Source organism: Synechococcus sp. R6-5, from assembly GCF_047461775.1.
Classification (GTDB): domain Bacteria; phylum Cyanobacteriota; class Cyanobacteriia; order Thermostichales; family Thermostichaceae; genus Thermostichus.
In genome coordinates this window covers 1-12,200 of sequence record NZ_JANSHV010000290.1, presented here as the reverse complement: position 1 = coordinate 12,200, position 12,200 = coordinate 1, and the positions used below count along the sequence as shown (strand labels likewise).

The 12,200-nt window shown below is 55.4% G+C and carries 11 protein-coding genes; 1 reads left to right on the top strand and 10 read right to left on the bottom strand.

Features of this window, described 5'->3' with window-relative positions:
* Window positions 1-98: 98 nt before the first annotated feature.
* The 10 genes from cas2 to csx2 all read right to left on the bottom strand — a co-directional run bounded on the left by cas2 (window position 99) and on the right by csx2 (window position 11,160).
* The gene (gene cas2 / locus NW818_RS12900; protein WP_414389456.1) at window positions 99-377 is read right to left on the bottom strand and encodes a CRISPR-associated endonuclease Cas2; all 279 of its coding nucleotides are present in this window, start codon (window positions 375-377) and stop codon (window positions 99-101) included.
* Entirely contained in the window at window positions 377-1,366 is a 990-nt protein-coding gene (gene cas1, locus NW818_RS12895; protein WP_414424784.1) for a CRISPR-associated endonuclease Cas1, read from the bottom strand. Before cas1 ends, cas2 begins: the two co-directional genes overlap by 1 nt.
* The gene (gene csx18, locus NW818_RS12890) at window positions 1,366-1,665 is read right to left on the bottom strand and encodes a CRISPR-associated protein Csx18 (RefSeq protein ID WP_414424783.1); all 300 of its coding nucleotides are present in this window, start codon (window positions 1,663-1,665) and stop codon (window positions 1,366-1,368) included. The genes cas1 and csx18 overlap by 1 nt, the downstream gene beginning before the upstream one ends.
* A gap of 29 nt (window positions 1,666-1,694) precedes the next feature.
* A complete protein-coding gene (locus NW818_RS12885; protein WP_414424782.1) occupies window positions 1,695-3,389 on the bottom strand; it encodes an RAMP superfamily CRISPR-associated protein in 1,695 nt (564 codons plus the stop codon).
* 285 nt (window positions 3,390-3,674) lie between these two features.
* Complete coding sequence (locus NW818_RS12880) at window positions 3,675-4,316, bottom strand: Uma2 family endonuclease (RefSeq protein ID WP_414424781.1); 642 nt, start codon at window positions 4,314-4,316, stop codon at window positions 3,675-3,677.
* Window positions 4,316-4,708 carry a hypothetical protein gene (locus NW818_RS12875; protein WP_414357349.1) on the bottom strand — a complete coding sequence of 131 codons (393 nt, stop codon included), beginning with the start codon at window positions 4,706-4,708 and terminating at the stop codon, window positions 4,316-4,318. The genes NW818_RS12880 and NW818_RS12875 overlap by 1 nt, the downstream gene beginning before the upstream one ends.
* A gap of 24 nt (window positions 4,709-4,732) precedes the next feature.
* Entirely contained in the window at window positions 4,733-5,503 is a 771-nt protein-coding gene (gene cmr4, locus NW818_RS12870; RefSeq protein ID WP_414424780.1) for a type III-B CRISPR module RAMP protein Cmr4, read from the bottom strand.
* Between the two features lie 47 nt (window positions 5,504-5,550).
* Complete coding sequence (locus NW818_RS12865) at window positions 5,551-6,690, bottom strand: type III-B CRISPR module-associated protein Cmr3 (protein WP_414424779.1); 1,140 nt, start codon at window positions 6,688-6,690, stop codon at window positions 5,551-5,553.
* Window positions 6,687-9,686, bottom strand: coding sequence for a type III-B CRISPR-associated protein Cas10/Cmr2 (cas10, locus tag NW818_RS12860; RefSeq protein ID WP_414424778.1), 3,000 nt, complete (start codon window positions 9,684-9,686; stop codon window positions 6,687-6,689). The genes NW818_RS12865 and cas10 overlap by 4 nt, the downstream gene beginning before the upstream one ends.
* A 202-nt stretch (window positions 9,687-9,888) precedes the next feature.
* Window positions 9,889-11,160, bottom strand: a complete 1,272-nt coding sequence (csx2, locus tag NW818_RS12855; RefSeq protein ID WP_414424777.1) for a TIGR02221 family CRISPR-associated protein — start codon at window positions 11,158-11,160, stop codon at window positions 9,889-9,891.
* A gap of 166 nt (window positions 11,161-11,326) precedes the next feature.
* On the opposite strand from csx2, the gene NW818_RS12850 reads away from it, so the two are divergent.
* Window positions 11,327-12,076 carry a Uma2 family endonuclease gene (locus tag NW818_RS12850; protein WP_414352075.1) on the top strand — a complete coding sequence of 250 codons (750 nt, stop codon included), beginning with the start codon at window positions 11,327-11,329 and terminating at the stop codon, window positions 12,074-12,076.
* Window positions 12,077-12,200: the final 124 nt, after the last annotated feature.

Genomic DNA, 12,200 nt, shown 5'->3' with positions numbered 1-12,200 from the left:
CTTTGCGGCTTTTGGCGGATCGCTCGCGCAGGCGTTGATACCGTTTGAGTGTGCTTTTGGAAACACCGAGTGCTTAAGTAGGAAGAGACTTGCCTGAGCTACACAATGACCGAGCTGGGGGGTGCAGTCAGGGCAGGCCCACCCCAGATTTCCACCTGGGCGAGGGCATAGCTAGTGAGCGGATAGAAGCGGACGCTGTCTTCCTCGGGCTTGATCTTCTTGCGGAGCCGCAGTTTGAGCTCCTCGAACTTGTCTTTGTCGAGGACGCACTCAAACACGCTGTATTGCACGCGCTTGCCGTAGCCTTCTAGCAGGTCGGCAATTTTCTTGCGTCGCTTGTCGCAGGGAGTATCGTAGGTAACAACATAAAGAAACATCAGCGAATCCGGTAGGGCTGGTACAAATCTTGAGGATTATAGACGGATTGCTTAAACTTTTTAACTTGCTGCGTTAGCAGATCCCAGCGGGGTTGATCTCCGTCAGGGGTCTGGATGGATCCCTCCATTCTTTGGATGAAAGCTGTAAGGTACTTTTTCCTGCCACTATCACTTAGAAAACAGCCACCATCGCGATACTCAAAGTCTTCTTCGATGTTCATAATGCCCTTGTTGATCAGCCAGAGGACTATTGAATCTACAATAGGCGCCCGAAATTCTTCCAGTAAGTCCGAAACCAGAGCAGCATGGCGTTCACTGCTAGCGTGCAAGCAACCCTGATAGGGATCCAAATCTTGCAGCTCAATCAGGGTTAATAGATGGTTCCAGAGCACCATGTAGCCAAAGCTGAGCATGGCATTAACCGGGTTAGTGGGCGGCTGTCGAGTGCGGTTAAGCAAAACAAAGCCCCTTTGCTGAAGGCAATTTCCCAATTCCGGGAAATACAGAGCCGCAGCCGCTCCTTCAATGCCCCGCAATTGATCTAGAGACTTGGCCTCAAGAGCTTGAGCAGCCAAATGTTCCAGACTGCGCAGGGTCAGATCCCCTGTCTCAGTGGGGCGCTGCCTGAGCTGTCTCATCAGCAGCACTCGGCTATTGAGAAGCTTGGCTTGCACCATCTGAGCTGCCGTTTGCAATCGCCATGTCTCCGGCAGTGCTTGCTGCAAGTGGGCCAAGCGGCGGTAGCCCCTTGCAATGGGAATAAGGCGACCGTAGCAGTAGCCCAGCCGCGAGAGATAGGCGATGGGGATATTACGCTTCAAGCACTCTCTCACCACATCGGTGGTTACCTGGGATCGGCCAAAGATAAAAACCTGTTCCAGCAAGGGTAGAGGCACCTCCTGCAAGAGCGACTCGCCCAAATAGACCATTACGAACTCTTGCTTAAGGCTTAGCCTACACCCCTGCTGAGAGACATATAAAGTTCGCATTATTCGTCATGACGACGCAGATCTTCAGCGCCTCGCCTCTGCTCTATGGCATTGCCGGGTTTAGAGCGGCCACGCTCCGGTAAAATCTCAACATCAATTTCAGGACTTGACAAGAAATCCATCACGATCTCGGCCAGACTGCCCGAAAAGAAGCTGGCAATCGCGACAAGAATGGTATTGGTAATCACGGCTGCCAATCCCAAAGGAGCAATTAGCAGGATGGCCAGCGTGATCGAGCCGTTGACCACAGCTGTAACAAGGTTTCTAAGAACTTTGGCATTGATCCTCTTTTTGGACATTTTATTCCTCCAGAGATTCTCCAAGATCTCTACTTCAAGGGCCAGATTATTCCAAAATCATCAGCATTTTTCCTGAGCTGTTCAAGATAACTTTTCCTAGGATTCACCGTTGCCCTAAAAACGGTAACCACCTGATAGTCATCCAAATCTGCAATCCAAACAGGGGACGGCGTGCCTGTGTCGCCGCAGAGAAACTTGTCGTATTTTCCTGGCGCTATCTTGCCTACCTTGTGCAAAACAGCCAAAGCATAGGGCTTATTAAACTCTTTTGGGCCGCTGCAGACTACAATCCTGCAATGGGCATCCACAGCTTCAGGCAACTTTTCTTTGCTGACCTGACCAAAGCTCCCGGGATTGCTGGGATCAATGGCCTGCCCAGTCAAAACCTGGAGTGCTTCAAAAAAGCCCCGCAGCCGCTTCTGAAAGAGTTTCTGGAATTCCTCTACCGACTCTGGCAGATTCCAAAATGAATCTTCGGAGTTGGGAATGAGGGTGGATCCCCGCCACCAAGGAGCTCTACCGCGGTCTTGGCGAGAGTAGCAGGGCCTTCTTGCCCCCTGGCCAATACCTCCCAGGTGAAACAGCATCCAGGTTAGATTCCGAAAGAGCTTTTGCACTGCTTCCTGCTTCTCCTTTGAAGCATGGTTGTGGCACTCCTCAGAAAGGCTGAGAATGAGGATCCCTTCTCCCTTTCCCGCTTGGTTGGGTTCCGGCTCCGGTTGAGTTACTCGCCCCTTCAAAAGATCCACGTGGATCCAGCCGTGTTTTTGCTGGGGAGTGATGGCCCCAAAAAGTTGCCCCTCCCATTCCTGCACCTGCTTCACGGGCAAAACACCCAGGGCAAAGGTTCGAAACCAGTAGCGCAGCATGTTCTTAAAGGCTACCGGTCGGACTTCGGCAATTGATTTGTTGTCATACCGGTTCTTATCAGGTCTCCAGTTGACCACTTGCCGCCCGTGGATCAACTGACCCTTCAGCTTAAAAGGCAGCCGCAAGAATTCTCCCTTGTATTGAGATAGAGTTTTGCCAGTTTGAATCAGCCGACCGTAGCCGGTATTGACTTGGGATCCCACTCCTTGCTCCAGCCCGCGGATGAGCCATTCTTTCACTTGGGCCAACATCTCGTCGGTGCAGCCTGGCCCTTTACGCAGGCCAATCAAAAAAGTGGCTTGCTTGAGAGAAAAGAAGAGGTTGGGATTAGGTGAGTATTCAAGATTTTGACCGTTCCACTTCCAGATATTATTGGCAATATCGACAGCTAGACCTCCTGTTCTGGAATTATCGGGATCCCCTTGTCTTTGAGTCCTGGTCGGCACAGGGTAGGCATCTAAAAAGATCACCTTGCCAGCACTATCTTTGTCCTCAGCTTCTAGATGCCCAAGCCAGGGTGCCACTGCTTTATCCGCCTCTTTCCAAGACAGGTTGTGCTTCCGCATCAACTCTCGAATAGCCTGGGTGCGGGCTACCCCCCGCAAGGTGGAGCTGGGAATGTAGGGGATCCCCAAGTGATCAAAAGCGGGCAGCAGCATGCTTTCCGGGCCTTTGGCTCCACCCACCCGAATTCGCCAGGGACAGGTGACCTGAAAAGTGTTTTCTTCTCCGGCAATGCGTTTGATGCGAGCATTTAGAACTTGCAGGCGCGCTCCGTAGTTTGCCTTTGCTTCTACTTGGTGCACCAGATCGACTTTGGTTCCGTCTTTGAAAGGAGTTGCTGGAGCTCTCATCCACCGCAGATATTCAATAAAGCTCGCCGTCGGATCTGGGTTGGGATTGGGATCCGAGGGATGCCCTAGCCAGGGAGAAGGTTGGGAATGGTTGCCGCCCCCTCCACCACCACTCCCCCCTCTCTGATTGGGGGGATGGCCTCCTCCTCGACTTCCTGAACTTGGCAGACGGCTGGGATCCCCTTGCTGAGGTGAGCCTGGTCTTCCAGGACGGGGAAGGGGTTGTGGAGCGTTGGCAGGACGATTGCTAGGCATTTGATCTTCTCCTAAAGCTGGAAAGCAGTATTAGGAATTGCGAAGCGTTTCCCGAAATTCGCGCAACATAGCGCTGGTGCCAATTTCTAAGGCGCGTCGAATAAGTTGAGGTACAAGACTGGAGATGTCGAAGTCTGGAAAAAGCCGGCTGCAGCTCGATTCTACGTAGTCTTCTCCCTGCAGAATAAATATCCGCAAACTTCGCTCACCCAAGATCCAAACTTCGGGCACACCAGTAGCTTTATAAGCATCGATAAAGGTTCGGGAAGTAACGTCGGACTCAATGGCCAGATCAGGCGGAGGCAACAGATCGACATCGATCCTTCCCTCACACCCTCGCACCTGCTCTAGGTGATGGACATAAAAGCAGGTGTCAGGCTCCACCCCAGCACTGCCAGACTTTTTAAGGGTTGTTGAGCCAAAGTCTTCCCAGTCTCTCCCTTGAGAATCAAGGAGAGCTTTCACAATATCTCCGGCAATGCGGTGAGGGCGCTCATGTTTGGACAAGGGAGACATGATCTCTAACGTGCCGTTGTAATAGGCAATGCGAGTGTGGCGGTCTTCCCCTAACTCTTCCAAGATGCTCTCAAAGTCTTGCCAAGTCAGCGAATGGATGACCACTTGGCTTCCTTCATACAGGGAAATAGACTGGATTGGAACAGCTACACTCATTAGTCCCCCCCGCTAACGTCATGGTAAATGGCTGTAGCCCAGAAGCTGAATTCTTGCGCCAAAGCAAGTCCCAGCCCTGTTAAACCCAGGTACTCTTCAACTCCCAACCCCATGAGACGATCCAGGCCGTTGGATTTGGCAATTTCGTTTTGACCGGAGATCTTTTCTAGGCAATCGAAAAACTCCTTGACCACCTCTTTTTTGCCCTCTTGGCTAAGGGCGTCTTCTTCGGCCTTGAGGCGCAGCAGGCCCCAAGTAGAAAGATAGGTGTAGAGCTCCACAGCCTGGTTTTTTTGCTCTTTTAGCCTTTCTGGATCCCTGGTTTGCGCTCTGAGCTGGCACAGGGATTCGTAAACGGGCTTGGCCAATGTACGCGGGTCAAAGCTATTCATAAAACCTCCCTCCTAGGTTGAGATCTAGTTCAAAGACAGCTCCACAAAGCCTCGGCCCAAGCTTTCCTGGCCGCCAATCTGCATAATCTGGTTGGATTGCAGCAGATCTCGAAACTCTTTCATTGCCTCTTCAGAACTGCCATTTGCTTGGGCGGTAACCCCCCAGGTAAAGTACATCAAGCTGTCAGGAGGAATGGCCTCTTCATAGCGGAAGCCTCCTTCCACAACCTTGTGCTCGCTAAGCTTGACTTTCACCTGCCGCCACAGGCTCATTTGAATGAGGGTGGCACAGTGCTGATCTGGTAAAACAATCACGCGACTGATATTAGGATCTTTGGTGTAGCTCTTCCATTCCGACCATTGTCGAAGACCCTCTTTGAGAATGGCATCTTTGAGGTAGATAGGCTGGTTTGTTCCCAAGTTGGTGCTATAGGGATCCGGCACTGACAGATTCTGGCCTGTTATCCGCAGCCAGCGCTTGAGCAGAAGCGGGCAGCTTATCCACACCACCCCGTGGCTGAGGGAGGGCACCGGGATCCAAAGCAAAGAGCCATCCCCAATCCAAATGGATCCCTGGGTCAGCTGATCCCCTTCCCCAATTTCGTTGCCAAAGAGCTCAAATTTTTTGTGCTTATCAGTCACACTGGCCCGCAACCTGCCCCGGATGGTGCTGGAAGGGATGTAGGGCAAATGGGTGTGGGATTCGCGGGCAATGCCCAAGAGGTTGCCTTCTTGGGTGGTGCCGCCAGTGTGCAGGGGAGTCAATAGATGGAGGTAGGCAATCTGAAAAGTCATGGATGGGCTCCTTTTGCGAGTAAGTATTCAAGGACTGAAAGCAAAACTCAGTTGGCCCAAGGCAGCCATAGGAGCTCGCTATAGCCCAACAGCCGCCAGCGGTGGAACACGTTGAGCCGGCCATCTTCTAGCTCGGGCTCTTCTTGGTTGAGGGGGGCCGGCTGCTCCAGGTAGTAGATACTGCCAGGGGGCGCGGCAAAAACTTGGGGGGCGGGCAGGCTCATCTGCCGCTGCTCTGGGGGGCGATCCACCCGCAGGCGTCCACTGATGGCAACGGGCTTGCCGGTGGCCACGCTCACCAAGGGGCCGGTGAGGGGATGGGCGGGGTGGGGAGTGGCCAATCGCCATTCCCACGGCCAGGCGCGGCAGAGGGAACGCCCGTCCACCTTTTTGATGAACACACCTGGGGTCACCAAGTAGGCCAAAGCGCGTCCGGCTTGGCAAAAGGCGGCCTGAGAAAGGTCCTGCAACTGCTGCCACTGCTCCTGCAGCTTCGGACAGGGGGCCAGCAAAGCGCAGTGGCCTTCTCCCCCCAGCCGCAGCACTGCTTCCTGAGTAAGGGGTAGGGGATCCCAGGCTTCGCGATCGGGATCCCAGCACTCGATGGAAAGGGCCAAACTCCAGCCCGGCTGAAGGCGGATGCAGGTCTCCACAAAGTAGCCATCGGCTTCTCGCACTTGCCGCTTGCTCACCTGCAGGGTGTTGTGGGGCCGTACTTCATACTTCAACGGCGGCTTGACGGCCTGGCTGAGATCCCAGCCTTTGCCTTCCAGCGCCTTTTGCACCACCTCGAAGGGCAGGTAGCCTCCTGTTTTTTTCTTCTTGCTGCTCTGGCTGCGTTCGGGTTCCTCCTCTGCTGGCCTCAGGGACACCAACGGGGCTGGCCGGGTGGGATCCCAGTGGCAATGGAAGTAGGGATCCCTCTCGTCCAACCAAGGAACGGGAACAAGGGGGAATCCGTCTTCCAGGTGCAAAGGGGCAGGGAAATAGAGCCTTTCGTCGTGGCAGAGAAAGGGGCCCCGCAGCCGCAGCGTCAAGGGCTGGCCCAGGTAAGCCTGGATAGCACCAGCAAGGGTATGGCCGCTAGGGGGAAAGCTGCTGTTGGCCCAGGCCCGCTCTCCCGGCGCAAAGGGCTTAGCATCTCGAAACATCCACACATCCAAGGGTGATAGGGTAAACCAACTCATCGGCCGTTCCTCCCCAATTTCACGGTGCGGTTGCGCAGCACAAAAGCTGCCAACTTGAACCAGTTTTTGATCTCCAGATCCCACTCCTGGGGCTGGGCGGGTAGGCTGTGCTGCCAAAAATGCTGGATAAACTCCACAAGCTTGTTCTGGAAGTGCTCTTTCTGCTCCGATTCCTGTTTGAAGAGATCCCGGCGGCTGCAAAAGAGCGTGGCCCAGGCTGGCACCGCCTCTGGGCTGGGGGCAGGATGTTGCTCCCACAGTTGGGCTGCCTGCTCAAACAAGGAGCTTTGATCCTGCTGCTGGCCCATGAGCTTCCAGTCAAAATCAAGGAGGTCTTTCCACTTGTCGAACGTGTCGAATTTGCAGGTGCTCACCAGTTGGTTGCCATTGGCAAACAGCACCCGCACCTGCACGCTGTCTTTGGGGCAGCCATGGGCATAGAGGTGGCCCTTGGCTTCTTCTTCCGCCTGCCAAAGGTTTTCCAGGGCAATGGCCAGAGGCACCGAGTGATGGGCAATCACCACGCCGAAGCTGATGGTGGCTGCGGATCCCAGGGTAAAGAGGGGGCGCCGGCTCAAACCTTCGGGAGGCCGCCCTTTTTTCCACTGCCAGTAGTCCCCCAGGTTCTCAAACTCCCGCCAGTCATCCTCTCCCCCCCGGAAACACTGGCGAATATCCCACAGCCAGCCATCCCACTCCCAGAGGTTGGTGTAGGCCAAAACGTCGTCCCCACCGGCGTAGATGAGCTTGCCTGCATAGCGTTGCTCTGTTAGGTAGGGCACCAACTGGCCGGAAAAATCCAGCAGGGCGCGGCTTAGGGCGCTGTGGGTGGCAGGCCCCATGCGCTTGCGGCTGTTTTTGACAAACTTCTGAAAAGCGTCTTTGACTTGCTCCAGCTCCTCCTTGTCCTTGCCAAAGACCTCGCCAATGGCTTCCGTTTGCCCGTTGGCCAGCCGCTGTAGGGGTTGAGGCAGATAGTCGTAGTAGGATTTCATCTTCTTGCCCCTGAGCCATTTGCCCATGTCGTCCCCATCCCCGGCAGCCAGCACGTACCAACTGGCGGGGTTAACGCTGGGGTAGTAGCGGCCTAGAAGCGTCTCGATGTCCTGCCGGTAGCTTCTTTGCGTTTCCTCGTCCAGCTCCAGGTCTTCCACCAGCCAACCAGCATTGAGCAGACGGGGATGGTAGCGCAGGTTCTGCCGGTCGGCCCACGGGATCCCCCATTTGCCCCGCATTTCCCGCAGCACCCCTCTGACCTCCGGGTAGCGGGCCTCCACTGCCTGACAGGCCTGCTCGAAGTGCTCTCGTTCCCGTCGCCCTTGGGTTTTGAGGTAGCCGGCTACGCCAGCGGTGAGATCCGGGTAGGAAGCGGCAATCTGGTCTTCAATCTGGTCTTCATCCAGCTCGCGGAAGAGCTCCGGCAGCACTTTGTACAAGCCCCGCTTGAGGGTTTCGGTGGCATTGAGCTGTTCCCGGCCATCGAAGAGCCCGGCCTGCCGTTGCCAAAGCCGCCGACTCTCCCCTTCTGTTATCCACCCCTGCCGCGGTGAGGGATGCACCACCGGCCCCAAGCCCGAAACGGTGCTGCGCGGCCCAAACGCAACGGGGAGCTGCCAATCGCGGGCCTGCTTACAAGCGGCTTGTAGCCGCCGACTTTGCTCCACTGCGGCTGCCCACCAAGATCCCACGTTGAGTCCGGCCTTGTATTGGCGGCGCTGTTGTCTTTGGGGATCCCAAAAGCTAGCCCGCAGAAACTCCAGCTCCTCATCAGCAAAGAGCTTTTGCTTAGCCCCCAGGTGATAGGTGCGGTTTTGGGCACTGACCCAGGGATCCGCATCAATGGAAACCTGAGGGGGCTTGAGGATGCCGGTATCCTTGAGAGAGTGAGCCGGGGATCCCAAGGGCACGGCTGCCCAGTAGTGCTGCCACTGGTGCTCTAGCCACCCTCCCCAGGAGGGATCCTCTGGGTGCAACTGCCTCAGCCAGCGGCGATCCGCCTGCAGGTGATCCAGCACCCTCTGGGCCAACTGCTTCCATTCTTCCTTGAGGGTCTGCTGCGCCATCTGCATGGCCGCTTGCACCCGGTCTTCCGGCAACAGCAGCAGGAGCACGTTGGGAAAACCGGCGGTGAGCAGGGCGTTAGGCGAAGGCTGAGGGATCCATTCTTCAAATTCGGGGTACTTCTCCCGCAGCCAGTAGTCGATTAATGGCTGGCCATAGAGGCTGGGGTAGAGTAGGCAGTCGGGACCGTATTTTTCAGCTAGTCGCCAACTTATGCGAGCAGAAAGGTAGTGCAGCAGCCAGGAGCCAGCCCAGAAGTCTCGCATTTTGCGGCTGGCTTTGATCAGCTCCTGGATGGGGTTGAAGGTAAAGCTCACCAAGAAGGGACGCGCGAACTTGGGCTCGTCGTAGCCGGCCAAACATCCGGCCAAGGCTGCGGTGACGCTGGCGTGGCTCCACAGGGATCCGTCTGGAAGCCGGGTTTCTGCCGGCAATAGCAGCAAGCTCTCATCCCCAAACTCCTGACAAATGGCCTGGGGAAAGCACCGCCAAAACCACCAAAACACTTTTTGGGGATCCTCCTCTTGCCAAACCCAATCGGGGATGGCGCTCTCCTCCCGTTCCATCAGGTAGTCTGCACGGGAGCGGGCATCCTTGAGGGCTTGGTGTTGGTCATCGGCCAATTGCCAAAAGCGCTTGCGCCCCGAGAGCAGATGGCTCATCTCCAGTCCAGAGCCTAACCCCTGGCCGCGATCCTCAACCTGGTAGTCGATGGCTACAGGCAAATGGCCAATGGCAGCGCGGTCGCTGGCCGAGGCGATGAGATCGGCATCGCCTATGGGAGGGGATCCCTCGGCTTTGGGAGAAGACCATCCCTGCATCGCTGCCAGTTTGGCCCACGGCCCTTCCTTGGAGCGGCCAGTCCTGTCGTGTAGGGCTTTGAGGGCGGGATCATGTAACAGACCCCAGAGCTTAGCTTGCCAGTAGTAAGACATGGTGTTTTCGCTGGAGAAACAGAACAGTTAGGAACTCCTCGAACAAGGAACAAAACCCCGGTAGCCACCCGATGTCGTGGCTACAGAAGCTACAAAACAAAATCGATCTGATCCCGGCCAGCCCTCAGTTTTCTTCAGTATTTCTCAATAGCCGTTGTTTGACCAAAAACCCAGAACCTGAGGGCGAACCGATGTCTTTAGCCTACGGAGAAGTGGAAAGATCCCCTTCCAACTTCCCTTCTGCCCAGGTCAATTTGGGAAACAGCTCTTCCAGGCCAGGCAGCAGGTCTTGCAAAACAAAGCTTTCTAGAGCTTCGCTGTTCAAAGGGTTTGGATTCATCTGCACATGGGCAACATCGTTGCGGTACTGGCTGAGGCGAGACCAGAGGTTGGCGAGTTTCTGCACATCGGGAACATGGGCAGCAATGTCAGGAGGCGCCTGGGGCTGGTCTTCCCGTGGAATGAGGGATCCCAGTTGGTGTTCGATCTCCTGCCGCGCTTCCCGCTGGCGGTAGTTGGGCAGCCCCTCACACAAGCAGAGGGCCGAGATCACCCACTCCCGAGCTAAGAGAATTGCCTGCGTGGTGAAGCGTTTCTCCACATACCAGCGCAGCAGTTGAAATTGCTTTTGAACTTGAGCCTTGGCATCCGTAGCTCTGTCTGCTGGCAAAGCCAGTTGGCTGTAGCTGTCTTGAATGCTTTGCAACAGCAAGCCAAAGGGCTTGGCAAATTGGCCCACCTCTTCTGCCAACTCCTGGGTGGAGTGCCTTTGCAACCTAAGCAAGTCATCCTCCAAAAGGCTGACCGGTCTTACCAGCTCCAGGGAACGAGAGATATTGCGGATGGCTTGGCCAAAGTTCTGCAGCCGGATGGGCTTGGGATCCCTTTTGCCGAGCTTTGGTTGGCGGTAAAAGTCCCGTTGAACTGTATCCAAAAGTTGGCCCAACTCCAAGGCCGAGCCGGTGCTGATGAATTTGTCGGTAGCCGTCAGCCAATCCAAAAGACGAAGGGCGGGGGTGAGATCGATGATGGGTGTTTCCTGCTGGTCTTTGAGATAGAGACCGTAGTACAGCCCCTGAATATTTACATTCTTGGCCTTGCGCAAAAGGGCGGCTCCCAAGAGCACCAGTACGGGGATGGAGCGAAAGGCGTGGGTGATATCGAAAACCAGCCGCGTATGGGGCTCGATGCTATCGACCAGCACATCGAAGATCTCCCAGGTCTCTGCCTCGGTTTTCCCTTCAGGAATGGCCTTGGCAATTTTCTCCACGTGGGGGGGTAGGCAGTCCTGTAGATGCCTCCAATGGGTGTCATGTGCTTCTTGGGTTAGCAGCACAATCACCCTCTCGATGTCAAAGAGCTGACAGAGGGCTTTGGCAACATAACGGGTTCTATCGGCTTTCCGCTCCCCAAAAACATACACCGTCTCGCTGTAGGGGCTGGTGCCTAGAGTGGTCAAAAGGGTATTAGCCATAGGGATCCTCTCGATGACGGCTTTCAAGCATTGAAGCACGGGCATCTTCAAGCTACTGCAGCTTGGAAGCCCCCCCTTCTCAAGTTGCCTGGAGAGGGTTCTGGGTTGAATGTTGCCCTATCCTCTCCCGAAAAGTGGCATCCTCTGCTCAGCCGGTGCCAGAAAGATGGGGATCTCTACCCCCAAAATTGAGTGGAGCCATCTTGCCGCTGGATTTGGATCCCTGCTCGACAACTGTTTCAAAACGGTGAAGGTGGGGGATGTCAGAGCTAGCCTAGACAGAGATTCGGCCATCCTAAACAACGGGGATCCTGTGATGCTATCGACTCCAGAGTTGTCCATTTCAGGTCAAAAGCTAACTCCCGAACAGTTTCTGGCCTTGCCGGAGGGGGATATTGTCTATGAGCTAGTCGATGGGCGGGCCGTCTCCAAAAACGAACCCATGTCGCCAAAACGCTTCCATGCTCGTCTCCAACCGGTGTTGTGGCAAATTTTGGAGGACTGGTGCTCTAGCCCTGAGTGTCCTAAGCCTGGGTCAGCACATACTGAGTGGGCAGTTGTTCTGACACGAAAAGCGGAACCCTGGATCCCGATTCCCGACCTCACCTACATCTCCAACGAGCGGTTGCCGGTTGAGGCCATGACCGATGAACCTTGTTTTGCCATTCCCGAGTTGGTGATCGAGATCCTTTCTCCTGGCCAGAGTTTTGGAGCCATAGCTCAGAAGGCAACCGATTATCTAGAAGCTGGGATCCCCAGGGTTTGGGTTGTGGATCCCCAAGCCAAGAGCATCACGGTCTTCTATCCCGATGCCCCGCCGCGCACCTTTACGGGATCTCAAGCCATTCAAGATGATTTCCTGCCGGGTCTAAAGGTGATCCCTCAAGATGTATTCGCTCAAGCCCGGATCCCTTAGGAGGTACCTAGCGAGCCCACGATAATCAGAGTTAGTTCCAGAAAGAGGGCATCCGGCAGACTCCACGGTCATGGACACGATGTCCACGGTCACGGAATGATTTTCCTCTGATTGCCGTAAGGCG

Bases quoted from the DNA above. Each gene is read 5' to 3' on its own strand.
- cas2 (WP_414389456.1), bottom strand. From the start codon at position 377: ATGTTTCTTTATGTTGTTACCTACGATACTCCCTGCGACAAGCGACGC.
- cas1 (WP_414424784.1), bottom strand. From the start codon at position 1,366: ATGCGAACTTTATATGTCTCTCAGCAGGGGTGTAGGCTAAGCCTTAAG.
- csx18 (WP_414424783.1), bottom strand. From the start codon at position 1,665: ATGTCCAAAAAGAGGATCAATGCCAAAGTTCTTAGAAACCTTGTTACA.
- NW818_RS12885 (WP_414424782.1), bottom strand. From the start codon at position 3,389: ATGAGAGCTCCAGCAACTCCTTTCAAAGACGGAACCAAAGTCGATCTG.
- NW818_RS12880 (WP_414424781.1), bottom strand. From the start codon at position 4,316: ATGAGTGTAGCTGTTCCAATCCAGTCTATTTCCCTGTATGAAGGAAGC.
- NW818_RS12875 (WP_414357349.1), bottom strand. From the start codon at position 4,708: ATGAATAGCTTTGACCCGCGTACATTGGCCAAGCCCGTTTACGAATCC.
- cmr4 (WP_414424780.1), bottom strand. From the start codon at position 5,503: ATGACTTTTCAGATTGCCTACCTCCATCTATTGACTCCCCTGCACACT.
- NW818_RS12865 (WP_414424779.1), bottom strand. From the start codon at position 6,690: ATGAGTTGGTTTACCCTATCACCCTTGGATGTGTGGATGTTTCGAGAT.
- cas10 (WP_414424778.1), bottom strand. From the start codon at position 9,686: ATGTCTTACTACTGGCAAGCTAAGCTCTGGGGTCTGTTACATGATCCC.
- csx2 (WP_414424777.1), bottom strand. From the start codon at position 11,160: ATGGCTAATACCCTTTTGACCACTCTAGGCACCAGCCCCTACAGCGAG.
- NW818_RS12850 (WP_414352075.1), top strand. From the start codon at position 11,327: ATGGGGATCTCTACCCCCAAAATTGAGTGGAGCCATCTTGCCGCTGGA.